Raw genomic sequence first — 26,722 nt, 5'->3', positions numbered from 1 at the left:
CGCGCGACAGGCATGAAGATCATCCGTGCGATTGTCTCGGGAGAACGTGACCCCGATCGCCCGGCCGGCGACCGCGACGTACAATGCAAGTCCTCTCCGGAGGCGATCCGTGCCGCGCTCATCGGGAGTGATCGAGCGGAGCACGTCTTCGCCCTGGCGCAGCCCCTCGAGATTTCTACAAAGCCAAGTTCGAGGGGTGCGATTGCAGGCTGGAAGCCGCTGACGAAGGCCCGTATTGGAGGCCGGCAGCTCAACGCACCGGCCTCCGATGTCCGAGCGGCCCTCTACGGCGTGTTGGGACCCGCCCTGACGCCGATCCATGGCCTCGGCCCTTCGTTGGCCCTGAAGCTGGTGGCCGAGTGCGGCGCCGACCTGAGTACTCAGCGCGCGCGGCTCATGACGCTGCCCTTATACGGCCCGCGCTGCGCAATCGGCACCCCGATCTAGGCGGCGGTCGAGAACCGCTCCCGGTACTCGCGCGGGGTCAGAGAGAACTTGCGGTTGAACACCTTGCGCATCTGGTCATCCGAGGAGAAGCCGACCCTGTGTGCGATGGTCTTCACCGGCAGTCCGGTCTCCAGCAGCAGGGTTGTGGCGCGCTCACAGCGGGCGTTCATCACGTAATCCGAGGGGTTCTGCCCGACGTCGCGGGTGAACTGGCGCACGAAGTTGCGCTCGCTCATCCCGGCGCGACGCGCCAGATCGCCGGTCTGCAGCTTGCGCTCGAGGTTGGCGTGGATCCAAGTCCTGATGTCGGCGATGCCCGAGCGGACCTGCGTCTGGCCGGTCAGCACCGCGCTAAACTGCGACTGGCCGCCGGGGCGCTTGAGATAGATCACCATGTCGCGCGCCACCGACAGCGCGAGATCGCGGCCGAAATCCTGTTCGACGAAGGCCAGCGCGAGGTCGATGGCGGCGGTAACGCCGGCCGAGGTATAGAGGTTGTCCTCGCGCAGGAAGATCGCGTCGGCCTCGACCCGCACGTCGGGGTAGTCCTGCTGCAGCCTTGCGGCGACGCTCCAGTGCGTTGTGGCGCGGCGCCCGTCCAGAAGCCCGGCCTCTGCAAGAAAGAACGTGCCCGTGCAGAGCGAGGCGAAGCGCGTGGCGCGCGCGGCATTGCGGCGGCACCAGTCGACGATTTGCGGGTTGCCGCGCAGCGCCTCCTCGATCTCCAGCGCCCCGGCGATCATCACGGTGTCCTCCGGGATGCAGCCCTCGAGTGCGCGCTGCGCGGTCAGCGTCAGGAAACTCTCGGACTGCACCGGACCCGTGGTCGGAGCGACCAGTTCGACGTCGTAGCGCGCCGGGTGCGCGGCTGTCGCGAGATATCGGTTGGCGGCAGTGAAAACGTTCACCGGCCCGACCGCCTCCATGCATTTGAAGCCGGGGTAGATTACGATGTGCACCTTGCGCGACGCGATGATCGCGGTTTCCGGTGCGCTGGGGCAGCGGTCAGGCATGCGGGGCTCCGTTCGTGACACCGGTGGTTTGCGCGATCTGGGGGTGAGTTGTCCGGAAAAGTCCGAACATCCGGATTGCTCCGGGGCGGGAGATATAGGACTTCTGTCGCATGGGAAAGGTGAGGCGCCCCCGAGCGCATCGCCATTCTCGCTGTTTTTCATATCCCCGGATGCGGTCCCTCCGTACAGGGCGGCCGCGCACCGATCCCTTGGACACTCCAGAAGGAACATCGACATGCGAACCCGTGCAGCCGTGGCTCTCGAGGCCGGAAAACCACTCGAAATCATGGACGTGGAACTCGACGGGCCAAAGGCCGGCGAGGTGCTTGTCGAGATCAAGGCCACCGGGCTTTGCCACACCGACGAGTTCACCCGCTCCGGGGACGACCCCGAGGGGCTGTTTCCCTCGATCCTCGGCCACGAGGGCGCGGGCGTGGTGCTCGAGGTGGGCGAGGGGGTCACCACGCTGAAGCCGGGCGATCACGTGATTCCGCTCTACACGCCCGAGTGCCGCGAGTGCCCGTCGTGCCTGTCGGGCAAGACCAACCTCTGCACCGCGATCCGAAACACCCAAGGCCAGGGGCTGATGCCCGACGGCACCACCCGCTTCAAGATGCTCGATGGCACGCCGATCTATCACTACATGGGCTGCTCGACCTTCGCCAACCACACGGTGATGCCGGAGATCGCGCTTGCCAAAGTGCGCGACGACGCGCCCTTCGACAAGATCTGCTACATCGGCTGCGGCGTGACCACCGGCATCGGCGCGGTGATCAACACGGCGGGGGTCGAGATCGGCTCGACCGCGGCGGTCTTCGGCCTCGGCGGCATCGGGCTCAACGTGATCCAGGGCCTGCGCATGGCCGGGGCCGACATGATCATCGGCGTCGATCTCAACGACTCCAAGGCCGAGATGGCCAAGAAGTTCGGCATGACCCATTTCGTCAACCCGTCGAAGATCGAGGGCTCGGTCACCCAGGAGATCGTCAACCTCACCAAGCGCGGCGCGGACCAGATCGGCGGCGTGGACTACTCCTTCGACGCCACCGGCAACGTCAAGGTGATGCGCGATGCGCTGGAATGCTCGCACCGCGGCTGGGGCGTGTCGGTGATCATCGGCGTGGCGCCGGCGGGGGCCGAGATCAGCACCCGGCCGTTCCAGCTGGTGACGGGCCGGGTGTGGAAGGGCACCGCCTTTGGCGGCGCCAAGGGCCGCACCGACGTGCCGAAGTTCGTCGACTGGTACATGGACGGCAAGATCGAGATCGACCCGATGATCACCCACAAGCTGACCCTCGACGAGATCAACCACGGCTTTGATCTCATGCACGAGGGCAAGTCGATCCGCGCGGTGGTGGAGTTCTGATCTATCCGGACAACCGGCACGAAATTTCTCTCGGCGGGCGCTTGGCTTGCCGGGAGTTCGACATTTCTGTCCAGCGTGGATATCGACTGTCACGCTTGGCTTTCGCCTGGGCAATCCGTTCATTCATGCACCACTTTCATGAGTGCCTTCCATTCCGAGTGGATTATCCGATCGGGGGCAGCTTGGCGCCGGGTGATGAAGTGGACAGCATCGGCGAGCAAGCAAAGTCTCGTCTGCCACAGCTGTCCGGGCACCCAGATCCGGAGTGACCCAGAGGATCCTGGAGAAAACCTTGACCCTGCCCAAGGGTGTCGCCCTGCCGAAACTCGCCCTTGGGCGCGGCATCAAGTACAATGCCGACCTCGGGGTGAACCCGTTCAAGTATGGCTTCGTCGGCGGCATCGACAGTCACAACGGCACCCCAAGCAACGTCGAGGAGGACAACTTCGCCGTCGGCAACCATGGCTATGCCGACCAGACCGCCGAGATCCGATCGACCTCCGTGCTTGAGGGCGAGATGCAGATCTCCGACGTGAACCCCGGCGCCCTCATTGCGATCTGGGCGGAGTCGAACACCCGCGGCGCCATCTGGGAGTCCATGCGCGCCAAGGAGACCTTCGCCACCTCCGGCCCGCGCACGAAGGTGCGCGTCTTCGCGGCGCAGGGTTTTGCCGAGAGCTACGACAGTTATGACGCCATGGTCACTGACGGCTACGCCAAGGGCGTGCCCATGGGCGGCGATTACACCGGCACCGAGGCACCGCAGTTCCTCGTCTGGGCGATGAAGGACCCGATCGGGCCGAACCTCGACCGCATCCAGATCATCAAGGGCTGGTACGAGAACGGCGAGATGAAGGACACCATCTACGACGTCGCGGCCTCCGGCGACCGCCTACAGGCCGATGGCAGCGTCACGCCCGTCGATGCGCCGATCAACATGGAGACCGGTGAGTTCAATACCGAGAAGGGTGACTTAGAGCGGATGACGGTCTGGACCGATCCCGACTGGCCCCCCGACATAGGGGCTTTCTACTACGCCCACCGAGGAACAGCTGCGCGCCTTCCAAGCCGCGCCCCCCGATCTCTTCATCCTGCCGCAGGCTATCGTGTTCCGGCAGGCGCTCCCCCTGCCTGCCGAGGCCGGGGACGAGGCGTCGGAAGTGGCGCTCGCGTCGTTGCAGGGGGGCGGAGAGGTCCCGCCGGGCCAGCGCGGCAAGCTGGCGATGCCGACGGACTTGGCGCTGACTTCGGCGCAGGCACGGGGAAACTCATTCGGTGGCGGCTTTGCGGACACACTCTCGGAGCGGCCGGTCGCGACGTGGTTCGGGCCCGTGCGCTCGGGGCTGGGGATGCACCTCGTTTTGGTGACGGAAAACCAGCCCGAGGACCTCGCGCCCTTCGGCTACGTCTCACTGCCGCCGCTCCCGGTCGAGACGCTGATCGCGCTCAGCATCCTGCTGGTCGCCGTCGAGGCCATCCACCGCAAGGACGGCATCTACATCGAGAGTGCGCTCGATCCGCAATACTCACTTTAGGACATCGACCTTGGTGCCTTGGGTCTTGCCGCCGCCTGGGCGAAAGGGAACATCCGGGAGGCAATCTGGGATGCCTTCGATTGGCGTGAGGTCCTTGCGACGACGGGCACGCGCTTGTGCGTCCGCGCCTTCGCCGGATGGGACTTCGGGAAAGCCGAGGTGCGGCGCCCGACCTTCGCTTGGGTGAGCCATGCCGCGGCGCGGTTCCCTCTAGCAGCCTTTGATCGCCCCTTGCAGCCTCCTTCAGGGGATCGGACGCGGCAGTGCGGACGTTCCGAACACGCCTCGCAGCAGCAAGAACTCTGCTCCGAGGTGCGACCATTTCGAGGGCCGATGTCTCATGAAACGCAGAGCCAAAGGTATCGTGGGTAGAATCAGAATGCCGTCATGCGCCCGATCACCCAGAAGGCCGCGATGCTTCCGATGCCATAGCTGGCTGCCCGGCTCAGGAGCGCTCCGTGCTTGGCCAGCGCCGGGGCCATGCGGCGCGCGAAATAGCCGATCGTCAGCACGACGCCTATGAACATCAGCTGACCGATTTCGACCCCGATATTAAACGACAGCAGTGCCAGCGGTATGTCTGCCTGTGGCAGGCCGATCTCGCGCAGCGCGCCGGCAAAGCCCAGCCCGTGGATAAGCCCGAAGCCGAAGGAGACCAGCGCCGGAAAGCGCTCGGAGACGGGATCGCGACGTTCGGGCGGCAGAGCCAGCTCGTAGGCGAGAAAGACGATCGACAGCGCCACCACGACCTCGACCGGGGCCGAGGGCAGGCGCAACAGGCCCAGCGTGGCGGCGGCCAGCGTGAGGCTATGCGCCAGGGTGAAGGCGGTGATCGCCCAGAGCAGGCGCCGCGGCTGGCGCACGAGCAGCAGCAGGGCAAAGACAAAAAGAAGGTGATCCGCGCCTTCGAGGATATGGGTGACGCCCAGCGAGACATAGCTGGCAAAGACCGCGCCTGGACCCAGCTCGGCGGGAACGGTGAACTCCGGCGATCCTGCCGTGAGACGCTGCGTCTGCGCTTGCCCTGGCTTCAGTTCGTAGCGCACCAGCACGTCGGTGCGCGTGCGCTCCAGCCCGTCGATGCCGATGCTGCCGCCTGCCAGCCCCTCGGGGCAGGTGGCAAGAAACGAGGTGACCCAGGCCCTCCCGTCGAAGGCCGGGTCGGGCGCCGGGGTCTGTTGGCAGTTTTCGGGCAGTCGCGGCCTGATCGGCATCGGGCGTCCGTTCACGTCGGGCATCCGCCAGCTCACCCGCCATTGCGTGCCATCCATGGCCGACAGCTCGAGAAAGCCGGGATCGAGAGCATGGGCCCTCGCCCAGCCGGGGTGCAGCGCCGCGGTCAGCAGCAGGATCAGGGCCAGGAAATGCCTCACGGCTGCTCCGCCGCGTCATCACCGGGCAGGTCCGGCCTATACCGGCTCAGCAACTCTTCGGTGAAGGCAGTGCGCATCTTGCGCGCCTCGGCTGAGCGCCAGTCGGCGATTACCTTGTCGCGCAGCCTCTCGAGCGGCGGCAGTTGCGCCGCCTCGACCGCGTCCAGCCTGACCAGGTGCTGCCCGTAGCCGCTGGACAGCGGCCCCGACCAGGCGGACAGCGGCAACCCGGCCACCGCCCCGCCGAAGCCGCCGCCGAAGACACGTTCCACCGCCGGCGCGGCCATCGCCTCGAGCCGCGTCGGCAGCATCGTCGCCTGTCCAATTCCGCCGGGGTCCGCACCCTGCTCCAGCTCGGCGCGCAGCGCCGCCACTTCCTCAGCCGTGGCATCTCCGGGCAGCAACACCTGCGTGAAGCTGACCTGCGCGGGGCGCGCGTAGGCCGCGGCGTTCTGCGCGTAATACGCCTCCAGTGCCGCGTCGTCCGGGGTCATGGCGGCGGCAGGGGCCTCGGCGAGGAACTCCATCTTGGTGCGCAGGCGGTTGCGGATCATCGCGTCACCCTTGTCGAGACCGAGCGCCAGCGCCTCGCGCACCATCACCTCCTCTATCGCCCAGTCGCGTACAAGGCCGCGGGATTCCGCTTCGGTCGGGGCACGGCCCCATGCGGCCAGGAAACTGTCGGCCATGCGGTTCATCTCTGCCTCGGTGAGGCGCAGCACGTCGTCGCGGGGCGCGCGGGCCTCCGGCGGGGCTGTGACTGCATAAAACCCGAAGACCAGCCCGCCCAGCACGAAAAAATGCAGCAGCGGGGAGCGGAGAATGGTGCCGATCTTCATGGTCCTGCCTTCCTGACCCTTCCGCCGTCAGCCGCTGCGCAAGGTATCGGCGACCCGGTTCAGCCGGGCGCCCGCGTCCTGCGCCAGATCGGCAATCTCGGCCACTTCTCCAAGATCGCCCATGGCCATCATCTGCCCGGCGTCCACCAGCCGGACCAGCGCGCCACCGGGGGCCTCCTCGACGGTGACGTTGCACGGCAGCAGCAGGCCGACGTCGGGCCGCGCGGTCACCGCCTCGACCGCCTCGTCAAACGGGCGATCTAGGGGGACCTCGGTTCTGAAGCCAGACATGCTTACTCGCCGCTCGCGGAATACCAGATCGGCGAGCTGTAGGCGCGCTCGGTCACCGTCATCGGCACGTCGTCGGTGAAAGCTGCATCGTCGAAATAGGCGGCGTCATAGGCGGTCCAACGCGGCGTCGGGATCTCGATAACCCGGGCGTAGTGGAAGGCATCGAGCGCCGGGTCGAACTCGGGATCGGTCCAGACGGTGATCAGCTCGGACGCGCCGATGGTGTTGGCGAAACTGGCGTTCTCCACGTCCACCGTATCGCCGACCGGAGGCAGCTTGCCGTCCTCACCGGGCTCGCGGTCGCCAGACCAGACCACGTCGAAGATCTTCTCCTGCATCTTACCCTCGGCATCGACCCAGCCTTTCACGATCTGGATGCGGTCGAGGTTGCCCGAGTAGGGATCCTTCAGCGCCGCGACGAGGAAGCTTGGTGCCTCGGCGCCCTCGGGCGCGGGCATCAGGTCGCCGCCCATGGGCACGCCCTTGCCATAGCCGATGGTTCCGGGGTTCCGCCCCAGCGCGTCAGCCTCTTCAAACTCCCAGCCGCCGAAGAAGCGCAGCCCGATGCGGGTGCCGGTGGTGCCGTAGACCTCCTTGCGCTTCATCGCGTCCCAGATCGAGGCGCGGGTGTTCTCCTGCGCCCAGACCGCCATCAAGCCGGAAGCGCCGAGCTGCCAGTCCTTCACGGTGCGGCCCTCGAAGTCGAAGGCATTTCCGGTGGAGCGTTCGGGCGAGGGCTCACTTGCAGGGAACTTTCCGAAGAAATTGTTTTCTTCCGTAGAGGAAATGCCAGTATGGGCGTCGGTCGAGCCGACCATGCCGAACTTGAACGGGTTCGTGCCGAACTCATCCTCGAGCAGCAGACCGCGCTTGAGCGCTTCGCGGGCATACTCGTAGTCGATCATGCCGGGTTCCTTGGGCACCACGTTCAGGTTGCCCTTGTCCCAGATTTCGAAGTCCGCGAACTCGTCGGTGGGCGCGAGTGTCGGATGCTGCTCGGAGGTGCCCTTGCCCTGTGTGACCTCGTAGAGCGGTTCCCAGCGCGCCCGCGTCTCCACCCAGTCCTGGTCGATCGGCTGACCATCCGGGGTCTCGGTGGCGAACATCAGCCCGTTCGAGAGGTTGCCGTTGTGCGGGACGGCCAGAACCCTGCCTCCCGTGGTCTCCTCGTAGGCGTCCATCCACTCCCAGAGCTTGTTGGGAATGTCGCTGTCAAAGGTGGTCATGGGCCGCACCATGTCGGCTTTGTCCTTGCCGTCGCGGTAGACGATGTTGCGATGCAAGTTGTTGCCGCCGCCGAAATTCGATGTCCATTCGTAGCCGATGAGCGCAGTGAAGATGCCGGGCTGGTTGTGGCCCTCGACGATCTCGGTCATCTGCCGCCACATGTCGAACTGCGTGTCGTTGTCCGTCACGGCCTCTGGCAGCGTGCCTTCGCCCTGCTGGGTGATGATGTCCATGACCACCGCGCTGGCCGCGGCGCCGCCGGCATTCATGCCCTTGTTCCATTCCTTGAGCTGCGGATCGGTCATCAGCGTGGGATCGCCCTCGAGGATGCCGTTGAAGATGTTCAACGCATCGGAGTGATCGGCCACCATCATGTAGTCGTAAGGGCGTGACAACTTCACATCGACGCCGGTGCTGGAGGTCATCTGGGCGCCCTTGGCATATTGCAGCGCCTCGTTGGGACCGATCCGGGTGCCGCCTGCGACCGCGTCGCCCGACCAAGACGTGTGCAGGTGCATCTCGCCCAAGAGCGGGCGGGTCGGGAAGTTGCGCCCAGCATAGGGTGAATAGCCCGGCTGGTTGAAAAAACGTTCGATCTTCTCGGGCGTGATGGTGCCGGCGTCGGTGTTCACCTGCGCCAGAAGTGGCGTCGCGAGCAATGTGCTGGAAAGCAGGATGGAGACGAAATGGCGTGCCATGGATCAGCCTTTCTGCATCAAGGACTGTGTCAAAATCCGTCTTTCAATATCGCCGGCAGGGCTGAAGCCGAGTCGCCCGCTACGTCTGCGTGTATTATCGTTGCGATTGACCTAAGGTAATCAAGGGAAAACTCTCGCATGAGCCAAAACGCAACCGAGCGCGCTTTGTCTTGAGTTATCGCAGCTGTTTCAAGGAACTCTCAGGGCCGCTTGGGGTCTGCAGAGGGCATGTTTCCGGATATCCGAGAGCTGACTCCGGAAAGTGGGCCGGGCTGCATTCAGATGCATGGTCTGCCGTCTACTTACTGGCGGACGCGCTCGGGCGCTCGCACATGATGTCGCAAAAGCCCCGTGGCTGCCTGCCTGCGTGGTTGCAGAAGTGCGTGCCGTCGAAGGGATCGCTCGGCGGGCCCCGGTCGTGGGGCTCCAACTCGCCCTCGCGCAGCAGGCGGCAGGGCGTTGCAGGCGATCGGTCGGAGCAGGGGTGGACCAAATGCGCAGAAGAAAACGGCGCGCCCGAGGTCCGGGCGCGCCGTGCTGTCATGTCCCGATCGCATCGGGCGGCGGACGTCACACGTAGCGGTTGACGATGTTCTCCAGAACCTCCTGCCGGCCGGAGCGCGGCTGCGGGTCGATGCCCTCCGAGATCACACGCGCGGAAATGGTGTCGAGGTCGCTTTGGAGCATCGCTTGCGCCTCGGGCGTGTCCCAGCCAGCATAGCGCTCGCGCCGCGGCGCCTCGAGCGCGTCGTCCTCGAGCATACGCGCCGCCGCCTTGAAGCCGCGCGCGCAAATGTCCATCGCCCCGGCGTGGCTGGTGATCAGGTCCTCGGGGTCCAGCGACTGCCGGCGCAGGCGGGCGTCGAAGTTGGTGCCGCCGGTGGTGAAGCCGCCGTCGCGCAGGATCTCGTAATAGGCCAGCGCGGTCTCGGGCACGTTGTTGGGGAACTGGTCGGTGTCCCAGCCGGACTGGTAGTCGTTGCGGTTCATGTCGATCGACCCCAGAACGCCAAGTTCCCGCGCCAGCGCCAGCTCGTGCTCGAAGCTGTGCCCGGCGAGAATGGCGTGGCCTTGCTCGATGTTCAGCTTCACTTCTTTCTCAAGCCCGAAATCCTTGAGGAAGCCGTAGATCGTCGCCACGTCGTAATCGTACTGGTGCTTGGTGGGCTCCTGCGGCTTCGGCTCGATGAGGATGGTGCCGTCAAAGCCGATCTTCTTGGCGTGATCGACCACCATGCACAGGAAGCGCCCGGCGTGTTCACGCTCTCGGCCCATGTCGGTGTTGAGCAGGGTCTCGTAGCCCTCGCGCCCACCCCAGAGCACGTAGTTCGCGCCCTTCAGACGGTGCGTGGCGTCAAGGCAGGCCTTCACCGTGGCGGCCGACCAGGCAAAGACGTCGGGGTCGGGGTTGGTGGCGGCGCCGGCCATGAAGCGGCGGTTGCTGAACAGGTTCGCGGTCCCCCAGAGCAACCGGGTCTTCGAGGTCTCCATCTTGCGCTCGAAGATGTCGACGATTTCCTCGAAGTTGCGCAGGCTCTCGGAGAAGTTCGCGCCTTCGGGGCGGATGTCGGCGTCGTGGAAGCAGAAGAAGGGCACGTTCAGCAGGTCGAACATCTCGAAGGCGACATCGGCCTTGCGGCGCGCGGCGTCCATGTCCTCGCCGAACCACGGGCGCTCGAAAGTGCGGCCGCCGAAGGGGTCGCCGCCCTCGTAGGCGAAGCTGTGCCAGTAGGCCACCGCGAAGCGCAGGTGGTCCTCCATGCGCTTGCCCATGACGATCTCGTCGGGGTTGTAATGGCGGAAGCAGGGGCCTTCGCCCTCGGGATCAAAACGCAGCGGTTTGAGGTCGCCAAAGAAATCAGACATGTGCGGTCCTTTCAATGCCTCCGCCGGATTGGGGGGAGGCCGGGATGTGGTGGGGAAGGGGCATCCGCGCGGCAGGGCCGGCGGTGCCCGCAAAGATCAGCGCGCCGCCCAGAGCAGGCCGCGGCGCAGGATTTCCTTCATCTGGGGCACCTCGAATTCCGAGGCGACATGGCCGAGCGCCGAGTAGAAGACCCGCGCCTGCCCGTAGCGGTGCTTCCAGACCACGGGCATGACGGTGCCCTTGGTCCAGGGGGCATGTGCGCCGCTGAAGGTCGTGGTCGCCAGAACCTCGATGCCGGGATCGACGTGGAGGTAATATTGCTCGGAGCGGTAATCGAAATCGCCAATGCCTTCGACCAGCGGATCCTCGGGCCGGGTGATCTCGATCCGGTAGTCGAGGATATTGCCCGGATGGGCCACCCATTGCCCGCCCACCATGAACTGGTAGGCCGGGTCCGCGCGGAAGGTGTCGCCCATGCCGCCATGGAAACCGCCAAGCCCGGTGCCGGCCTCGACCGCCGCCACGAGGTTCGCCAGCTCGTCCTTGGCGACGGGCGCCTGGGTCATCACCGGCACGATGAGATCGTACTGCCCGAGACCCTCTTCGCCGAGCACCGCGGTGCCCTTTTCGCGCCTTGTGTCGAAGCCCTCGGTCCGGAGCATGTCCTCGACGATTGCGGAGCAGGCCTCGGGCTCGTGACCCTCCCAGCCGCCCCAGAAAATGAGTGCCTTCTTCGTCATGCCGCCTCCGCTGCGCTGATGTCTCCGATGGTGCCGCCGGGGCGCATGGCCGCCGGGCGCTCACAGGTGGTTTTGAGGTCGATGGCCTGCCCGCTCTCGGCCGAGGCCAGGAGGGTCTCGATCACGTCGAGCACGTGCAGCGCCAGCGCGCCGCTCGCGCGGTGCGGCGTGCCGGCCTGGATCGCCGTGGCCATCTCGGCAAGCCCAAGACCGCGGTAGTTGCCGTCGCCATGGGCGTGGGTGGTGGGCTGGTCCTGCCAGTCCTCTCCATAGAGGCGCACCGTGCCGTCGAAGCGGTTCGGGTCGGGAATGACCAGCGAGCCCTCGGTGCCGTAAAGCTCGAGCGGCGCGTGGCCATGGGCCTTTACGTCGAAGCTGGTAACGATCTGCACCAGCGCGCCGTCGGCGAATTCGAGCATACCTGTCACATGGGTGGGGGTCTCGACCGGGACCGACTGGCCCGCGCGCGGGCCGGTGGCGATGATCCGGCGGTCGCGGCCGCGCGCCGCCAGCGCGGAGACTCGGCGCACCGGTCCGAGCATCGCGACCATGGCGGTGATGTAATAGGGACCCATGTCGAAAAGCGGCCCGGCCCCAGGCCCGGCGTAGTAGAAATCGGGGTTGGGGTGCCAGCGCTCGTGTCCGGCGAGCATCAGCGTCGCGGTGCCCGCGGTGGGTGTTCCGATGCGCCCGGCATCGAGCAGAGCGCGGGCGCTCTGATGCGCGCCGCCGAGAAAGGTGTCGGGGGCGCAGCCGATCCTGAGGCCGCGTGCTTCCGCGGCCTCGACGAGCCGCCGCGCGTCAGCGGTGCTGCCGGCGAGGGGCTTTTCCGAGTAGACGTGCTTGCCCGCCTCGAGCGCGGCCAGCCCGACCTCGACATGCGCCGCCGGGATCGTGAGGTTGAGCACGATGTCGATGTCATCCCGCGCCATCAGCTCGGCAGGGGTCATCGCCGGCACGCCATGGGCCTCGGCCTTGGCGCGGGCTGCGTCGGAGTTCAGATCCGCCACGGCCCGCAGTTCGATCTGCGGAAAAAGCGCGGCATTGCTCAGGTAGATTTCACTGATGACGCCGCAGCCGACGACGCCCACTCCCAACGCAGTCATGATGTTTGCTCCATCCGGTTCCCGTCCTTGTCGAAGAGATGCAGGTTGCCTGGCTCGGGGCTCAGGAAGAGCCGCTCGCCGGCGTTCAGGCGCATGTTGCCGGGCAGGCGCACGGTGATCTCGCCAAGGGCGCCCGCATCAGCGTAGACCACGGTGTCGGCGCCCAAGGTCTCCACCACCTTGGCGGTGGCAGGCCAATCGCCGGACTCGTGGTCGGCGCGCAGGTGCTCGGGGCGGATGCCAACGGTCTTCACGTCGCTCCGCCCGACGGCCTCGCCGGGCAGGAGGTTCATCTTCGGCGAGCCGATGAACGCAGCGACGAACTCGGTCATGGGGCGGTCGTAGAGCTCCATCGGCGCGCCGACCTGCTCGATCCGGCCGCGGTTCATCACCACGATCTGATCGGCGAGTGTCATCGCCTCGACCTGGTCGTGGGTGACGTAGATCATCGTCGCGTCGAGCGACTGGTGCAGCTGCGCCAGCTCCACCCGCATCTGCCCGCGCAGCGCGGCGTCGAGGTTCGACAGCGGCTCGTCGAAGAGGAAGACCTTCGGCTGGCGCACGATCGAACGGCCGATGGCGACGCGCTGGCGTTGACCGCCCGAGAGCTGCCCGGGCTTGCGGTCGAGATAGTCCTCCAGCGCGAGGATCCGCGCTGCCTCGGCCACCCGCGCCTCGCGTTCGGCGGCGGGGGTCTTGGCCAGCCGCAGACCGAAGTCGATGTTCTGCGCCACGGTCATGTGCGGGTAGAGCGCGTAGCTCTGGAACACCATCGAGATGCCCCGGTCCGAGGGTTCGGCGAAGGTGACATCCTCGCCGCCGATCATCACCTCGCCGTCGCTGGGCATCTCGAGGCCCGAGATGATGCGCAGCAGCGTGGACTTGCCGCAGCCCGACGGGCCGACGAGCACGGTGAAGGATCCGTCGGGCACCGTCAGGGACATGTCGGGGATGACGGTCACGGCGCCGAATTTCTTGGTGATGTTGTTGAGGCGGACTTCAGCCATGGGTGCGGCTCCTTGCGTTCGTCATGTCCGGGGCTCGTTGTGCTCGTAGGTGAAATGCAGGAAATCGGCGGGGCGGCCGCGCCCCGATGTGTCATGCGCGCACATGCCCACGAAGGCGCCGGTGAAGTTGTTGCCCGGCCCGTTGCCGGCCTCGTCCGATATTGCCGACTGGTCGAGCGTGATCCCAAGGTCCCGCCAGTCGCCGTTCTCGCCGAGCGCGTAGCGGAAGCGCAGGCTGCCGCCGTTGACGTCCATGCCAAGCCGCACCGTGCCGGAGGCGGGCAGGGGGATCGGCGTGACCGGGTAGCTCACCCGCGCGTCGGGCCAATCGGCGGCGCAGCTGTAGACCGTCAGCAGCCGGTTGCCCGTCGCGTCGGCGGTGACCGCGAGGTAGTGGAACTTGAACCGCCCGTACCAGGAGATCAGCCCGGCGAACTGCTGGTAGTCGCCGGGGGTGACGTCGATCTCGGTCTCGGCGGTGAAGGCGAGATCGGTCTGCCGCCGCGCCACCAGCGCGTGGTCGAACTGCGAGCCCGGGGCCTCGCGCCCGAAGAGGCGCAGCGCGCCGGGGCGCTCGGTCAGCGAAAAGAGCCGCTCGGGCTCGGGGCTGCGCAGCCATTGCAGGGGCCGCGGCAGCGCGCCGGGGGCAAAGGTCAGCCGGGCGGGCTCGGGCTCGAACCGGTGCTCGGGCAGATCCGGCGCCGCCACCGAGGCGGCGGGCACGCAGCCGCCGTGCGCGAGGCGGGGGAACTCGTCCTTGTGCCAGACCAGTTTCTGGATCGCGGTCTCCCGGCCCAGCGGCGAGCGGCGCACGTCGTCGGCATGGATGCCCTTCGCGCGGCCGGTCTCGATGCCGCGCGTCTCGTCCAGCGGGCGCGAGCAGAGGTGCACAAGGTAGTGCTCACCGTCCTGCGTCTCGACGATGTCGGCGTGACCGGCGCGCTGCAGGTAGGCGTCCGGTGCGTCCTTCGAGGTGAGCAGGTGCTTGGCCGGGTCGGTCTCGTAGGGGCCGAGCAGGTCGCGCGAGCGCGCCATCGTGGCCGCGTGATCGTAGCCGGTGCCGCCCTCGGCGGTCAGCAGGTAGTACCAGCCGTCGCGGCGGTAGAGATGCGGCCCCTCGGTCAGCTTGTGGTCGGTGCCGCGGTAGATGTTGTGGACCGGGCCGACGAGGCGCTGCTCCTCCGCCGAGTACTCCTGGCAGACGATGCCGCCAAAGCGGTCACCGCCAGTCTGGTTGTGGTCCCAGATCATGTTGAGCAGCCATTTGCGCCCGTCCTCGTCGTGGAAGAGCGAGGGATCGAAGCCCGACGAATTGAGGTAGATCGGATCGGACCAGGGACCCTCGACCGAGGGCGCGGTGACGAGGTAGTTGTGGCTGTCCTTCCATGCCCCGTCGCGGCGCTTCACGTCGGTGTAGATCAGCCAGAAGAGGCCATCCGCATAGGTGAGGCAGGGCGCCCAGATCCCGCCGGAGTCTGGATCGCCGCGCATGTCGAGCTGTGCCGCGCGCTCCAGCGGGCGCTTCACCAGCTGCCAGTTGCGCAGGTCCCGCGAGTGGTGGATTTGCACGCCCGGGTACCATTCGAAGGTCGAGGTGGCGATGTAGTAATCGTCGCCCACCCGCACGATCGAGGGGTCGGGGTTGAACCCGGGAAGGATCGGATTCCGGATTTCGGTCATTGAAGTCATCCTTTGACGGCGCCGCCGGTCAGCCCCGCGACGATGTATTTCTGCGCAGCGAGGAAGAAGACGATGGCGGGCACCAGCGTGAGCGTCACGAAGGCCAGCGTGCGGTTCCATTCGGTGACGTATTCACCGCGGAACTGCATCATGCCGAGCGGCCAGGTGAAGACCTCGCGCGAGTTCAGCACCACCAGCGGCAAGAGGAAGTTGTTCCAGCTTTGCACGAAGACGAAGACCCCCACCGTGGCCAGGATCGGCGCAGAGAGCGGCAGGGTGAAGCGCCAGAAGAACCGCACGTAGCCGCAGCCGTCGATATAGGCGGCCTCGAAGAGCTCCTTCGGCAGTTGCTCGAAGAAGGTGCGGAAGAGCAGGATCGCGAGCGACAGCGAAAAGGCGGTCTGCGGCAGGATCACCGCCCACCAGGTGTCGAGCAGCCCGACGTCGCGCACCTTGATGAAGAGCGGCAGGATCGCCGTCGCGAAGGGAAACATCAGCCCCAGAAGCAGATAGGAGAACAGCATCCGCGAGCCGAAGAACTTGATCTGCGCGAAGACATAGGCGGCGGCGGCTCCGACGATCAGCGTGAGCACCACCGCAACCGACGAGATCAGCAGCGAGTTGCCCAAGTAGCGCCAGAACGCCGGGTCCGCGACGATCGAGCCGTAGAATTCCCAGTTCCAGCTTGCCGGCAGGGCAAAGGCATTGGTGCGGATCTCGGCATTGGTCTTGAAGCCACCCAGGACCGTCGCCACCATCGGGGCGAGCACGAAGCTCGCCACGAGACACAGGAAGGCGACGCGGAGGATGTTGCGAAGCAGGTGGCCGCGGGTCATGCCTTGTCGCCTTTCATGAAGAAGCGCTGGTAGAAGACCGCAACGGTGATCGCCGCGACAAAGAGGATCACCCCGACGGCGCTGCCGAAGCCGATGTTCAGGCGCGTGAGGCCGAAGGTGTAGAGGTAGGTGACGATCGTGTGGGTCTGGTTCGAGGGGCCGCCGTTGGTCAGCGGGATGATTACGTCGAAGACCTGTAGCGCACCGATGATGGCGAAGAAGGCGCTGACGATGATCGCCGGCTTGATGTGCGGGATCTGCACGTAGCGCACGATCTGCAGCCGCTTGGCGCCCTCGATCCGGCCCGCCTCGATCAGGTCCTCGGGGACCGATTGCAGGGCGGCGATGTAGATCATCATGTGAAAGCCGAAGTACTTCCAGACGATCACCGTCATCACTGCGACAAAGGCCCAGTCCCGGTCGGCGAGGATGAAGAAGCTTTCCATGCCCAGCGACTGCGCGATCGAGGCGGTGACACCGTAGTTGCCGTCGAAGACAAAGCTCCAGATCAGGCCCGCCGCCACCTCGGCAAGGATGTAGGGCAGGAAGAAGATCAGCCGGAACACCGCGTTGGTCGGCGTCTTGCGAAAGATCAGCAGCGCCAGGACCAGAGCCAGCGGCATCTGGATCAGCAGCGAGACCGCGACGATCTTGACGGTGTTGCCGACCGCCTTGTGGAAGATCGAATGCCCGGCGATCCGCTGGTAATTCTCCAGCCCGACGAAGTCGGTCGGGGCGCCGTAGCCGTTCCAGTTGAAGAACGAGTAATAGCCGGACTCGCCGAGCGGCAGGATCACGAAGAGGGTGAAGAGGATCAGCGCAGGAGGCAGCAGGATCAGGACGGCGCTGACGCGACCGTTTCCGAGGCTGCGGCGCAGGCGTTCGGACGCCGGCAATCTCCGGCTGGCGGCGGCAGTGGCCATGCCAGTCTCCGGTATGTCAGGAAGAAGTGGGGACGGATGCCGCGCGCCGAGAGGGACGGCGCGCGGCGCTCTGGGAGTGGGGCGTCAGCGGAAGCTCCAGGCCTCCTGGACCTGCGCTGCTGCCTCCTCCGGAGTGATCGCGCCCTGGGCGAGGTCGGCCGAGATGTCGTTGACCGTCGCACCGACCGAGGCTCCGAGGAACTGGTCGAGGAAGATCTGGTGGTACGAGCTGTCTTCGACGTCCTTCGAGACCTTGGCGTAGAACTGGTTCTCCAGCGCGTCGCCGGTGCCCTTGACGATGGGGATGAAGATCTGCTGGCGCGCGGCCTCGCGCTGGTTCTCGGCACTGAGCAGGTAGGCCAGGAATTCGACCGCCTCGGGCTCCGCGGAATTCGACACGGCCCAACCATTGATGCCGCCGAGCGTCGCACCTTCGCCGCCCTCGGCGACAGGGTCAGAGACCGCCGGGAAGTTGACGATCGCCAGTTGGTCGTCCGGCAGGCCCTCGCCGCTGGTCGAACGCTCGCGCATCGGCAGGTAGTCCCAGTCGCCCATCAGGTAGAAGGCGCCCGCGCCATCGGCGAACATGCCGCTCGAGGTCTCGTAGGTGGTGCCCATGAAGCCGGGCTGGAAGGGCTCGAGCGCGGTCAGTTCCTGGAAGTCCTTGCCTGCAGCCACGAAGGCCTCGTTCTCGAAGCCGCCATCCTCGCCTGCCATGGCCTGCGAGATGATGTCCTTGCCGCCCTCGCGCAGAGCCAGGTAGCTCCAGTAGAAGTGCAGCGGCCACTTGTCCTGCCCGCCGACGATGATCGGCGTGATCCCCGCATCCTTCACCGTCTGTACTGCGGCAAGGAAATCGTCCCAGGTCTTGATCGCTTCGAGATCGACACCGGCCTTCTCGGTCAGCGCCTTGTTGGTCCAGAACACCACCTCGGTGGCATAAAGGGGCAGGCCGTAGAGCGTGCCGTCCACCGAATAGGCAGTCAGCCCGGCCTCGGGGATGGTTTCGGCAAATCCCTCGGGGAGCATGTCGCTGATCGGCTGCAGGAAGCCTGCCTCGGCCTGTTCGACCAGGGTCTGACCGCCCCAGCTGTAGAAGATGTCGGGCCGCGCGTCCGACTGTAGCAGCGTCGGCAGCTTAGACTTGTAGGCCTCGTTGGCGATGTACTCGAAGGTGACGTTCACACCCTCGTGCTCGGCCTCGAACGCCTTGGCGATTTGCTCGTAGTAGGCCTCTTGCTCATCGTTCACGGCGACGCGCAGCACGTTGATCTCGGTCTGGGCCATTGCGCCCCCGGCCGATGCTAGTCCGCCCATCAGCGCGGCTATGGCAACGGTATGTCTCATGAAATCCTCCCTTGGCTGATTCACCGCGGGTCCTCCACCCGCTTTCGGCGAATCTGATTTCTTGACTAACGTACGTCAGTAACTGCCATGACGCAATGTATCAGTTGCCGCGATTTTTTCAGGGCAGGTTGTCGCGCATGTAGATCTCGACGCGGATCGGCTCAATGGCGGGTGACGGCAGTTGGCCGTCCAGAAGGCTTCGCAGAAGCTGGATCGCCCCCTGCACCTCGCGCCGGCTGTCCTGATGCAGGACGGCATCGAAGCTGCCGTGCAGCAGCGCCTCGCGCGAATAGGGCGTCAGCTCGTGCACCACGACCGAGACATCCCTCTCGGGGGGCAGGCCGGCGAGCGCCTCGGCCACGCCGCGGTTGCCTGCGCCCATGCTGTAGACGCCGATGATCCCCGGGTCCGCAGCGAGCTGCGCTGCCAGTTGGTCCCGCACGAGGTCCTTGTCGTCGCGCCCTTCGAGCGGAGCGATGAGCGTCTGCTCGGGAAACTCGGTGCGCAGCACCTGCTCGAAGCCGAGGCGCCGCTCGGCGTGGTCACGCACCAGCATCGAACCGCTGACCATCGCGATCCGGCCCGTGCGGCCGCGGCAGAAACGCCCCAGGAGGCTGCCCGCGGTGCGACCGGCCTGGACGTTGTCAATGCCGATGAACCCCTGCTTTTCAGAGCCTGGAAGGTCCGAAACCAGCGTGACGACGGCGATGCCACGGGCTCGCAGTTCGCGCACGGCAATGCGCACGATGGTGGCGTCTGTCGCCACCATGGCGACCCCGTCGACGGTCTCGGGATCAAGGCTCCGCAGCATCTCAGCCAGCGCGCCCGCGTCGAAGGCCGGAATCTTGCGCGTCTCGATGACCGTGAAGTCGCGCAGGACCGCCGCGGCCTCTTCCGCGACGTGTGCCTCGAGCGCGTGCATGAAGCTGTTCTGCCCGTCAGGCAGGATGAAGCAGAGCCGATAGCGTCGCTTGCGCGAGAGATTGGCGGCGGCGAGGTTGCGTTCGAACCCAAGGCTGCCGATCGCGTCGAGCACCCGGTCGCGGGTTTTCTCGCGCACGCCGTCGCGGTCGTTCAGAACTCTGTCGACGGTCGAGAGGCTGACGCCCGCAACCCGGGCAACGTCGTGAATTGTCGGGCGGGTCATCGGGTCTGTGCGTCTCCGGTATGGCGACCTGTGGAAGGTACGTACGTCAATTTTTGAAAGATTAGCAGAGGAGGCTCGTGAACTGAAGGAAATTCATGGCCTCACCATGAGTTTGCCCTCGCATCGCGGGGTTCTCCCGGAGGCTGCCGAGACGGGCTTGGGTGACGGGTTTTGATAGACGTCTATCAAAATTCGATTGACGCAACGCTGTTTCGCTGCGAGCGTGCGCGCAGGGAGGACTACGATGAACAGACGGCCACCGACTTTGTCGGATGTCGCGCGTCGCGCTGGTGTCAGCTATGCGACCGCCGATCGTGTCGTGAACGGCCGAGCGGGCGTCTCCGAAAAGGCGGCACGCAACGTGCATGCGGCGATCGAGGCGTTGGGCTATGTGCGCAATGTGGCGGCCGCCAACCTGTCTCAGCAGCGCCTCTACAGGTTTGCAATCGTATTGCCGTCCGGCTCCAATGCCTTTTTTCGCCGTGTGCAGACGCTGTTCGCAGAGGCGGCGTCGCGGCTGATGTCCGACCGCATCAGCCTCTTGGTCGAAAGCGTCGAGGCTTTCGATGCGGAGGCGCTGACGAAGCGAATGGAGGCGCTGGCCGAAGCACGGGTCGATGGGGTGGCCGTGGTCGCGAGCGATGACGCGCAGACAGTGGCCGCCATTGCCGCGCTGAGGGCCCACGACATCCCGGTGGTCACGCTGGTCTCGGACGTGCCGGGATCGCAACGAAACGCTTATGTGGGGATCGACAACGTGGTGGCGGGGCGCACGGTCGGTCGGCTGATCCGCATGGCCCACGGCGGGCGCAGGGGCCGGGTGCTGCCGGTGGTCGGGGCGCTGTCGGCGCGCGACCACGCCGAGCGGCTTGCGGGGATGCGCGAGGTGATTGGCGGCGAATTCGAGATCGCGCCCGTGGTCGAGGGCCGCGACCGCTTCGAACTGGTCGAGACGCTGGTCGGCCAGGCGCTGGCCGAGGATCCCGCGATCACCGCGATCTACAGCGCCGGCGCTGGGAATGCGGGGCTTGTCCGGGTGCTCGAGGCGCTACCCCCGGATGCTGCGCGGCCCCATGTCTTCCTGCACGAGCTGGTGCCGCATTCGCGGCGTGCGCTCGAGGAGGGGCTCATCGACGTGATCATCGACCAGCGCCCCGAGGAAGAGGTGGCGAGGGTGATCGAGCATCTGACGCTGCTGGCCGACCGTCGCGAGCTGCTGCGGACCGACCCGATCGTGCCGACAATCTTCGTGCGCGAGAACCTGCCGCAGGCGCAGGCGGATGCGCTCGAGTCTACGGGCTGACATGGCTGGCCACCGCCGGGGCGCGCGCCCCGTGTCGCGGCAGACCGGCAAGTTGAACGACCATTGAAGGCCGCCTTGTTCAGGCGGTGAAAGGGAGGAGACGATGAAGACCATCAAGGGGCCGGGGCTGTTTCTGGCACAGTTCGCAGGTGACACCGCGCCGTTCGATTCCTGGGACGGCATCACCAAGTGGGCCGCCAACTGCGGCTACAAGGGCGTGCAGGTGCCGGTCTGGGATGCGCGGCTTGTCGATCTCGACAAGCTGGCGACTTCGCAGACCTATTGCGACGAATGGGCGGGGCAGGCGCGCGACAACGGCGTCGAGGTGACCGACCTGTCGACCCACATTCTCGGGCAGCTCGTTGCCGTCCACCCGGCCTATGACGCCTGGGTCGACGGCTTTGCCGCGCCCGAGGTGCAGGGCAAGCCGAAAGAGCGCACCGAATGGGCCGTGGAGCAGGTCAAGAAGGCACTTACCGCCTCGAAGAACCTTGGCATCGGCCAGCATGTGACCTTCTCCGGCGGGCTCTGCTGGCCCTTCGTCTATCCCTTCCCGCAGCGCCCGCAGGGCATGGTGGACACGGGCTTTGACGAGCTGGCCCGGCGCTGGCGCCCGATCCTCGACCATGCCGAGGACTGCGGCGTCGACGTCTGCTACGAGATCCACCCGATGGAAGACCTGCACGACGGCATCACCTTCGAGATGTTCCTCGACAAGCTGAACGGCCATGCGCGCTGCAACATGCTCTACGATCCCTCGCACTACGTGCTGCAATGCCTCGATTATCTCGACAACATCGACATCTATGCCGAGCGCATCAAGATGTTCCACGTCAAGGACGCCGAGTTCAATCCGACCGGGCGCCAGGGCGTCTACGGCGGCTACCAGCCCTGGGTTGACCGCGCCGGCCGGTTCCGCAGCCTGGGCGACGGGCAGGTCGATTTCAGCGCGATCTTCGCGAAGATGGCGGCGATCGATTTCGACGGCTGGGCCGTGGTCGAATGGGAATGCGCGCTGAAGCATCCCGAGGATGGCGCGCGCGAGGGCGCGCAATTCGTCAAGGATCACATCATCCGCGTCACGCCGCACGCCTTCGACGACTTCGCGGGCGGAGATATCGACGAGGCGACCAACAAGAAACTGCTGGGGATCGGCTGACATGACACGTATCAGACTGGGCATGGTGGGCGGCGGCAACGACGCCTTCATCGGCGGGGTCCACCGCATTGCGAGCCGCATCGACGGCCACTTCGACCTTGTGGCCGGGGCGCTCTCCTCGACCCCCGAGAAGGCCCGCGCCAGCGCCGAGGCGCTGGGGCTCGACCCGGCGCGCTCCTACGGCAGCTTCGAGGAGATGGCCGAGGCCGAGGCGGCGCGCGAGGACGGCATCGAGGCGGTCAGCATCGTCACCCCGAATCACGTGCATTTCCCCGCTGCGAAGGCCTTTCTGTCTCGCGGCATCCACGTGATCTGCGACAAGCCATTGACCGCGACCTTTGAGGATGCCGAGGCGATGGAAAAGGCGGTGGCCGAGAGCAAGGCGCTGTTTATCCTCACCCACAATTACACCGGCTATCCGATGATCCGGCAGGCCCGGCAGATGGTCGCCGGCGGTGCGCTTGGCAAGATCCGCATCGTGCAGGTGGAATACCCGCAGGACTGGCTGACCGACGCGGTGGAGACCGAGGGCGTGAAGCAGGCCGAGTGGCGCACCGATCCCGAGCGGTCCGGGGCAGGCGGCTCGATCGGTGACATCGGCACCCATGCCTATAACCTCGCGGGCTTCGTCTCCGGCCTGACCGGGGCCGAGCTGGCCGCCGATCTGCAAAGCTTCGGAGCGGGGCGCAAGCTCGACGACAACGCCCATATTCTGCTGCGCTACGAGGGCGGCGCGCGCGGCATGCTCTGGTGCAGCCAGGTCGCGCCGGGCAACGAGAACGGCTTGCGCCTGCGCGTCTATGGCGAAACGGGCGGGCTGGAGTGGGCGCAGGAGGATCCCAACTACCTGTGGTTCACGCCGCATGGCGAGCCGACCCGCCGCCTGACCCGCAATGGCCCGGGGGCCATCGACGCCTCGACCTCCGTCAGCCGCATCCCGTCGGGGCATCCGGAGGGCTATCTCGAGGGCTTCGCGACGATCTATACCGAGGCAGCCGAGGCGATCCGTGCGGTGCAGGGCGGCGCGTCGCGTGAGGCGGTGATGGGCGTTCTTCCGGGGATCGCGGCCGGGCTCGAGGGCATGGCCTTCATCCGCGCGTGCGTCGCCTCGGCGGGGGACAACGCGGCATGGACCAAGCTGTGAGGACCAAGCCATGAGCGCACCCTCCGTCCTCGCGCTCCGTCAGGTGACGAAGAGCTTCGGCCCCGTGGAGGTTCTCCACGGGGTCACGCTCGACCTGCGGGCGGGCGAGGTGCTGGCGCTGATCGGCGAGAACGGCGCGGGCAAGTCGACGACGATGAAAATCCTCGCCGGCATCGAGGCGCCGAGCGCGGGACAGATCCTGCTGGACGGGCAGGAGGTGACCTTCGGCTCGCTGCACGATGGCGAAGAGGCGGGGATCGTGATGATCCACCAGGAGTTCAACCTCGCCGAGCAGCTGACGGTCGAGCAGAACATCTTTCTGGGGCGCGAGCTGCGGAAGGGCTGGCTGCTCGACAAGGCCCGGATGCGCCGGCTCACGCGCGAGTATCTCGCGCGCATCGACTGCCACATCGACCCGGACACGCTGGTGTCGAAACTGTCGAACTCGGACAAGCAGATGGTCGAGATCGCCAAGGCCCTCAGCCGCGACGCGCGGGTGCTGGTGATGGACGAGCCGACCGCCGTGCTGACCGGCTCGGAGACGCGCATCCTGTTTGAGCAGGTGCGGGCGCTGAAGGCGGCGGGCACGGCAATCCTGTTCACCTCGCACAAGCTTGGCGAGGTGGCCGAGATCGCCGACACGGTGACCGTGCTGCGCGACGGCACGCTGGTGCACGACGGCCCGGCTGGCGAGATCACCGAGGACCAGATGGCCACGGCGATGGTGGGCCGGGATGTCTCGGACCTCTATCCCGACAAGCCGGACGCGGCGCCGGACCGCGAGGTGCTGCTGCGTGTCGAGGGGCTGAGCGTTCCGGGCCGCGCCAGTGACATCTCTTTCGACCTGCACAGGGGCGAGATCCTCGGGATCGCAGGGCTGATCGGCTCGGGCCGCACCGAGGCGATGGAGGGGCTCTGCGGGCTGCGGCCAGCGACAAGCACGCGCATCGAGATCGGCGGCACGCCGGTCAGCATCACGCGGCCCGGCGACGCGCTGGAGCAGGGGCTGTGCTACCTGACAGAGGACCGCAAGCTGCGCGGGCTGCTGCTGGGCAAGGGCATGCGCGAGAACCTGACCCTGCAGGCGCTGCACAAATACGGCCGGATGCTGATCGACTTTGCCGCCGAGGAGCGCGCGCTCGACCGCGCCATCGAAGAGTTCGACATCCGCGCCGGGGCGCGCGACATGCGCGTCGGCAACCTGTCGGGCGGCAACCAGCAAAAGCTCTTGCTGGCCAAGGTGATGCAGTCCGATCCGATGATCCTGATCGTCGATGAGCCGACGCGCGGCATCGACATCGGCACCAAGCAGCAGATTTACGCCTTCCTCCGCAAACTCGCGGAAGAAGGCCATGGGATCGTGGTGATCTCGTCCGAGATGCAGGAGGTGATCGGCCTGTCGGACAGGGTGATGGTGATGCGCATGGGCCGGATCGCCAAGGAGCTGACCGGCGACCAGATCACCGAAGACACAATCGTCCGCCACGCCATGGGCGTTGGAACGGGCAGCACGGAAAGGGTGGCATGATGACGACCGAAACTGCGGCGACCAAGCCTCGCAGGGCGCTCCCCTCGATGAGCGTTCTGGGGCCGGTGATCGCGCTTCTGGTGCTGATCGTGGTGGGGACCGCGCTGAACTCCAACTTCCTCAGCGCCGCCAACATCACCAACGTGCTGGCCCGCTCCGCCTTCATCGGCATCATCGCGGTGGGCATGACCTTCGTGATCACCGCCGGCGGGCTTGACCTGTCGGTGGGCTCGATGGCGGCCTTCATCGCGGGGCTGATGATCCTGGTGATGAACGCGGCGCTGCCGGTCCTTGGGGTCGGCATCCCGATCATTCTGCTGGGCATGGCGGTGGCGCTGTTGGCGGGGATCGCCGCAGGGTTGATCAACGGTTTCCTGATCACCACGCTGGGGATCGAGGCCTTCATCGTCACGCTCGGCAGCATGGGCATCTACCGCAGCCTTGTCACCTGGCTGGCGGACGGCGGCACGCTGAGCCTCGATTTCGGGCTGCGCACCTTCTACCGGCCGGTCTACTTCGGCGGGCTCTTCGGGATCAGCTGGCCGATCATCGTCTTCGCGCTCACGGTCATCGTCGGCGAGGTTCTGATGAGCCGCGCCCGCTTCGGCCGGCACTGCGCGGCGATCGGATCGAACGAGAGCGTGGCGCATTATTCGAACGTCAACGTTAACCGCACCCGGCTGATGACCTATGCCATGCTGGGAATGCTCGTCGGCGTGGCGACGATCATGTATGTGCCGCGGCTCGGCTCGGCCTCGGCCTCGACCGGCGTGTTGTGGGAGCTCGAGGCGATCGCGGCGGTGATCATCGGCGGCACCATCCTCAAGGGCGGTTTCGGCCGGGTCTGGGGCACGGTGATCGGCGTGCTGATCCTGAGCATGATCGACAACATCCTGAATCTGACCGACCTGGTCTCGCCCTATCTCAACGGCGCGATCCAGGGGGTCATCATCATTCTCGCGGTGATCTTGCAGCGGGAAGCCAAGGCAAAGGGATAACCCTGCGCCAACCTTAGGGAGGAACCGAAATGTCTTACATGAAGACGCTGCTGGCCGGATGCACGGCCTTGGCGCTCGGCGCAGGAGGAGCGCTGGCGCAGGATGGCGAGACCAAGGTGATCGGCGTGTCGATCCCCGCGGCGACCCATGGCTGGGCGGGCGGCATGAACTTCCACGCGCAGCAGACCGTCGAGCGGCTCGAGGAGGTCTATCCGCAGCTCGATTTCGTGCTCGCCACGGCCTCTGATCCGGGCAAGCAGGTCAACGACATCGAGGACATGGTGGCGACGCGCGGCATCGACGCGCTGGTCGTGCTGCCCTTCGAATCCGACCCGCTGACGCCGCCGGTGCAGGCCGTCGCCGAGAGCGGCGCCTGGGTCACCGTGGTGGACCGCGGCCTATCGGTGGAGGGGATCGAGGACCTCTACGTCGCTGGTGACAACCCCGGCTTCGGGCGCGTCTCGGGCGAATACATGGTCTCGCAGATGCCCGAAGGCGGGAAGATCGTCGTCCTGCGCGGCATTCCCACCACCATCGACAACGAGCGGGTCGAAGGGTTCCAGCAGGCGATCGAGGGCTCGGGCATCGAGGTCATCGACATGGAGCACGGCAACTGGAACCGCGATGACAGCTTCAACGTCATGCAGGACTTCCTGTCCAAGCATGAGCAGATCGATGCGGTCTGGGCCTCGGATGACGACATGGCGGTAGGTGTGCTGGCGGCGATCGATGCGGCCGGGCGCGATGACGTCAAGTTCGTGCTCGGCGGCGCCGGCATGAAGGAGATGATCAAGCGCGTGATGGATGGCGACGCGATGATCCCCGCCGACGTGACCTACCCGCCGTCGATGATCGCCACGGCGATCGAGCTGACCGCGGTCGGTTTGACCTCGAACGCGCCGGTCTCGGGCACCTTCACCATCGGATCGGTGCTGATCACCCCCGAGAACGCCGAGCAGTTCTACTACCCTGACAGCCCCTTCTAAGGGGTCTTGACCGGGCGGGCAGGGATGCCCGCCCGGATACGCCCGCAGCGCCACGGACGGCGTTTGCGACACGATCAGATCACATGACGCGAAACTGTGCGGACCAGCGAGGCCGGCAGGGTGATGTCGGTCTCAGCAGCGGGGCGTGCCTCGTGCTGTGAC

At 66.2% G+C, this 26,722-nt stretch carries 24 protein-coding genes; 10 read left to right on the top strand and 14 right to left on the bottom strand.

Features of this window, described 5'->3' with window-relative positions:
* Positions 1-12 precede the first annotated feature (12 nt).
* Positions 13-447, top strand: a complete 435-nt coding sequence (locus tag CEW88_RS24970) for a hypothetical protein (protein WP_108969583.1) — start codon at positions 13-15, stop codon at positions 445-447.
* Here CEW88_RS24970 and CEW88_RS18505 read toward each other — a convergent pair.
* A complete protein-coding gene (locus CEW88_RS18505) occupies positions 444-1,460 on the bottom strand; it encodes a GlxA family transcriptional regulator (protein ID WP_108969581.1) in 1,017 nt (338 codons plus the stop codon). The genes CEW88_RS24970 and CEW88_RS18505 overlap by 4 nt on opposite strands.
* Before the next feature lie 235 nt (positions 1,461-1,695).
* On the opposite strand from CEW88_RS18505, the gene CEW88_RS18500 reads away from it, so the two are divergent.
* The 3 genes from CEW88_RS18500 to CEW88_RS18485 all read left to right on the top strand — a co-directional run bounded on the left by CEW88_RS18500 (position 1,696) and on the right by CEW88_RS18485 (position 4,733).
* Complete coding sequence (locus tag CEW88_RS18500) at positions 1,696-2,826, top strand: S-(hydroxymethyl)glutathione dehydrogenase/class III alcohol dehydrogenase (protein ID WP_108969579.1); 1,131 nt, start codon at positions 1,696-1,698, stop codon at positions 2,824-2,826.
* Between the two features lie 292 nt (positions 2,827-3,118).
* Positions 3,119-4,450, top strand: a complete 1,332-nt coding sequence (locus CEW88_RS24560) for a DUF3604 domain-containing protein (RefSeq protein WP_159099662.1) — start codon at positions 3,119-3,121, stop codon at positions 4,448-4,450.
* Entirely contained in the window at positions 4,380-4,733 is a 354-nt protein-coding gene (locus tag CEW88_RS18485; RefSeq protein ID WP_159099661.1) for a DUF3604 domain-containing protein, read from the top strand. The genes CEW88_RS24560 and CEW88_RS18485 overlap by 71 nt, the downstream gene beginning before the upstream one ends.
* A 2-nt stretch (positions 4,734-4,735) precedes the next feature.
* Here CEW88_RS18485 and CEW88_RS18480 read toward each other — a convergent pair whose 3' ends face one another.
* The 13 genes from CEW88_RS18480 to CEW88_RS18420 all read right to left on the bottom strand — a co-directional run bounded on the left by CEW88_RS18480 (position 4,736) and on the right by CEW88_RS18420 (position 19,442).
* The gene (locus CEW88_RS18480) at positions 4,736-5,734 is read right to left on the bottom strand and encodes a HupE/UreJ family protein (RefSeq protein ID WP_254694483.1); all 999 of its coding nucleotides are present in this window, start codon (positions 5,732-5,734) and stop codon (positions 4,736-4,738) included.
* A complete protein-coding gene (locus CEW88_RS18475) occupies positions 5,731-6,573 on the bottom strand; it encodes a peptidyl-prolyl cis-trans isomerase (protein ID WP_108969573.1) in 843 nt (280 codons plus the stop codon). Before CEW88_RS18475 ends, CEW88_RS18480 begins: the two co-directional genes overlap by 4 nt.
* A 27-nt stretch (positions 6,574-6,600) precedes the next feature.
* Positions 6,601-6,864 carry a DUF302 domain-containing protein gene (locus CEW88_RS18470; RefSeq protein ID WP_108969571.1) on the bottom strand — a complete coding sequence of 88 codons (264 nt, stop codon included), beginning with the start codon at positions 6,862-6,864 and terminating at the stop codon, positions 6,601-6,603.
* 2 nt (positions 6,865-6,866) lie between these two features.
* Positions 6,867-8,789 carry a DUF3604 domain-containing protein gene (locus tag CEW88_RS18465; protein ID WP_108969569.1) on the bottom strand — a complete coding sequence of 641 codons (1,923 nt, stop codon included), beginning with the start codon at positions 8,787-8,789 and terminating at the stop codon, positions 6,867-6,869.
* Between the two features lie 570 nt (positions 8,790-9,359).
* Positions 9,360-10,655: a xylose isomerase gene (xylA, locus tag CEW88_RS18460; protein ID WP_108969567.1), complete on the bottom strand. Its 1,296-nt coding sequence runs from the start codon at positions 10,653-10,655 to the stop codon at positions 9,360-9,362.
* 96 nt (positions 10,656-10,751) lie between these two features.
* Positions 10,752-11,396: a ThuA domain-containing protein gene (locus CEW88_RS18455; RefSeq protein ID WP_108969565.1), complete on the bottom strand. Its 645-nt coding sequence runs from the start codon at positions 11,394-11,396 to the stop codon at positions 10,752-10,754.
* Positions 11,393-12,502 carry a Gfo/Idh/MocA family protein gene (locus CEW88_RS18450; protein ID WP_108969563.1) on the bottom strand — a complete coding sequence of 370 codons (1,110 nt, stop codon included), beginning with the start codon at positions 12,500-12,502 and terminating at the stop codon, positions 11,393-11,395. The genes CEW88_RS18455 and CEW88_RS18450 overlap by 4 nt, the downstream gene beginning before the upstream one ends.
* Positions 12,499-13,509, bottom strand: a complete 1,011-nt coding sequence (locus CEW88_RS18445) for an ABC transporter ATP-binding protein (RefSeq protein WP_108969561.1) — start codon at positions 13,507-13,509, stop codon at positions 12,499-12,501. Before CEW88_RS18445 ends, CEW88_RS18450 begins: the two co-directional genes overlap by 4 nt.
* Before the next feature lie 21 nt (positions 13,510-13,530).
* Positions 13,531-15,189: a glycoside hydrolase family 43 protein gene (locus CEW88_RS18440; RefSeq protein WP_108969559.1), complete on the bottom strand. Its 1,659-nt coding sequence runs from the start codon at positions 15,187-15,189 to the stop codon at positions 13,531-13,533.
* 5 nt (positions 15,190-15,194) lie between these two features.
* The gene (locus tag CEW88_RS18435; RefSeq protein WP_108969558.1) at positions 15,195-16,025 is read right to left on the bottom strand and encodes a carbohydrate ABC transporter permease; all 831 of its coding nucleotides are present in this window, start codon (positions 16,023-16,025) and stop codon (positions 15,195-15,197) included.
* Positions 16,022-16,948 (bottom strand): carbohydrate ABC transporter permease, encoded by a 927-nt coding sequence (locus CEW88_RS18430; protein ID WP_108969556.1) that lies wholly within the window; start codon positions 16,946-16,948, stop codon positions 16,022-16,024. Before CEW88_RS18430 ends, CEW88_RS18435 begins: the two co-directional genes overlap by 4 nt.
* A gap of 84 nt (positions 16,949-17,032) precedes the next feature.
* The gene (locus CEW88_RS18425; protein ID WP_108969554.1) at positions 17,033-18,295 is read right to left on the bottom strand and encodes an ABC transporter substrate-binding protein; all 1,263 of its coding nucleotides are present in this window, start codon (positions 18,293-18,295) and stop codon (positions 17,033-17,035) included.
* 118 nt (positions 18,296-18,413) lie between these two features.
* A complete protein-coding gene (locus CEW88_RS18420) occupies positions 18,414-19,442 on the bottom strand; it encodes a LacI family DNA-binding transcriptional regulator (RefSeq protein WP_108969553.1) in 1,029 nt (342 codons plus the stop codon).
* 244 nt (positions 19,443-19,686) lie between these two features.
* Between CEW88_RS18420 and CEW88_RS18415 the strand changes: the two genes are divergently transcribed.
* The 6 genes from CEW88_RS18415 to CEW88_RS18390 all read left to right on the top strand — a co-directional run bounded on the left by CEW88_RS18415 (position 19,687) and on the right by CEW88_RS18390 (position 26,560).
* Positions 19,687-20,745, top strand: a complete 1,059-nt coding sequence (locus CEW88_RS18415) for a LacI family DNA-binding transcriptional regulator (RefSeq protein WP_217626459.1) — start codon at positions 19,687-19,689, stop codon at positions 20,743-20,745.
* Positions 20,746-20,848: 103 nt separating this feature from the next.
* Positions 20,849-21,904 (top strand): sugar phosphate isomerase/epimerase family protein, encoded by a 1,056-nt coding sequence (locus CEW88_RS18410; protein ID WP_108969549.1) that lies wholly within the window; start codon positions 20,849-20,851, stop codon positions 21,902-21,904.
* A 1-nt stretch (position 21,905) separates the two neighbouring features.
* On the top strand, positions 21,906-23,048 hold the full coding sequence (locus tag CEW88_RS18405) for a Gfo/Idh/MocA family protein (protein ID WP_217626458.1): 1,143 nt from the start codon (positions 21,906-21,908) through the stop codon (positions 23,046-23,048).
* Between the two features lie 10 nt (positions 23,049-23,058).
* A complete protein-coding gene (locus tag CEW88_RS18400; RefSeq protein WP_108969547.1) occupies positions 23,059-24,576 on the top strand; it encodes a sugar ABC transporter ATP-binding protein in 1,518 nt (505 codons plus the stop codon).
* Positions 24,576-25,574: an ABC transporter permease gene (locus CEW88_RS18395; RefSeq protein WP_370457363.1), complete on the top strand. Its 999-nt coding sequence runs from the start codon at positions 24,576-24,578 to the stop codon at positions 25,572-25,574. The genes CEW88_RS18400 and CEW88_RS18395 overlap by 1 nt, the downstream gene beginning before the upstream one ends.
* A gap of 38 nt (positions 25,575-25,612) precedes the next feature.
* Complete coding sequence (locus tag CEW88_RS18390; protein WP_108969937.1) at positions 25,613-26,560, top strand: ABC transporter substrate-binding protein; 948 nt, start codon at positions 25,613-25,615, stop codon at positions 26,558-26,560.
* The last annotated feature ends 162 nt before the right edge of the window (positions 26,561-26,722 follow it).

This window comes from Alloyangia pacifica (assembly GCF_003111685.1).
In the GTDB taxonomy this organism is placed as follows: Bacteria; Pseudomonadota; Alphaproteobacteria; order Rhodobacterales; family Rhodobacteraceae; genus Salipiger; species Salipiger pacificus_A.
Note: the sequence above shows the minus strand (reverse complement) of the source record. Positions and strands in the feature narration are given on the sequence as shown.

Coding starts and splice junctions, on each gene's coding strand:
- CEW88_RS18430 (WP_108969556.1), bottom strand. CDS start 16,948: ATGGCCACTGCCGCCGCCAGCCGGAGATTGCCGGCGTCCGAACGCCTG.
- CEW88_RS18475 (WP_108969573.1), bottom strand. CDS start 6,573: ATGAAGATCGGCACCATTCTCCGCTCCCCGCTGCTGCATTTTTTCGTG.
- CEW88_RS24970 (WP_108969583.1), top strand. CDS start 13: ATGAAGATCATCCGTGCGATTGTCTCGGGAGAACGTGACCCCGATCGC.
- CEW88_RS18470 (WP_108969571.1), bottom strand. CDS start 6,864: ATGTCTGGCTTCAGAACCGAGGTCCCCCTAGATCGCCCGTTTGACGAG.
- CEW88_RS18420 (WP_108969553.1), bottom strand. CDS start 19,442: ATGACCCGCCCGACAATTCACGACGTTGCCCGGGTTGCGGGCGTCAGC.
- CEW88_RS18440 (WP_108969559.1), bottom strand. CDS start 15,189: ATGACCGAAATCCGGAATCCGATCCTTCCCGGGTTCAACCCCGACCCC.
- CEW88_RS18405 (WP_217626458.1), top strand. CDS start 21,906: ATGACACGTATCAGACTGGGCATGGTGGGCGGCGGCAACGACGCCTTC.
- CEW88_RS18455 (WP_108969565.1), bottom strand. CDS start 11,396: ATGACGAAGAAGGCACTCATTTTCTGGGGCGGCTGGGAGGGTCACGAG.
- CEW88_RS18500 (WP_108969579.1), top strand. CDS start 1,696: ATGCGAACCCGTGCAGCCGTGGCTCTCGAGGCCGGAAAACCACTCGAA.
- CEW88_RS18505 (WP_108969581.1), bottom strand. CDS start 1,460: ATGCCTGACCGCTGCCCCAGCGCACCGGAAACCGCGATCATCGCGTCG.
- CEW88_RS18400 (WP_108969547.1), top strand. CDS start 23,059: ATGAGCGCACCCTCCGTCCTCGCGCTCCGTCAGGTGACGAAGAGCTTC.
- CEW88_RS18410 (WP_108969549.1), top strand. CDS start 20,849: ATGAAGACCATCAAGGGGCCGGGGCTGTTTCTGGCACAGTTCGCAGGT.
- CEW88_RS18390 (WP_108969937.1), top strand. CDS start 25,613: ATGAAGACGCTGCTGGCCGGATGCACGGCCTTGGCGCTCGGCGCAGGA.
- CEW88_RS18450 (WP_108969563.1), bottom strand. CDS start 12,502: ATGACTGCGTTGGGAGTGGGCGTCGTCGGCTGCGGCGTCATCAGTGAA.
- CEW88_RS18465 (WP_108969569.1), bottom strand. CDS start 8,789: ATGGCACGCCATTTCGTCTCCATCCTGCTTTCCAGCACATTGCTCGCG.
- CEW88_RS18415 (WP_217626459.1), top strand. CDS start 19,687: ATGAACAGACGGCCACCGACTTTGTCGGATGTCGCGCGTCGCGCTGGT.
- CEW88_RS18395 (WP_370457363.1), top strand. CDS start 24,576: ATGACGACCGAAACTGCGGCGACCAAGCCTCGCAGGGCGCTCCCCTCG.
- CEW88_RS18435 (WP_108969558.1), bottom strand. CDS start 16,025: ATGACCCGCGGCCACCTGCTTCGCAACATCCTCCGCGTCGCCTTCCTG.
- CEW88_RS18425 (WP_108969554.1), bottom strand. CDS start 18,295: ATGAGACATACCGTTGCCATAGCCGCGCTGATGGGCGGACTAGCATCG.
- CEW88_RS18445 (WP_108969561.1), bottom strand. CDS start 13,509: ATGGCTGAAGTCCGCCTCAACAACATCACCAAGAAATTCGGCGCCGTG.
- xylA (WP_108969567.1), bottom strand. CDS start 10,655: ATGTCTGATTTCTTTGGCGACCTCAAACCGCTGCGTTTTGATCCCGAG.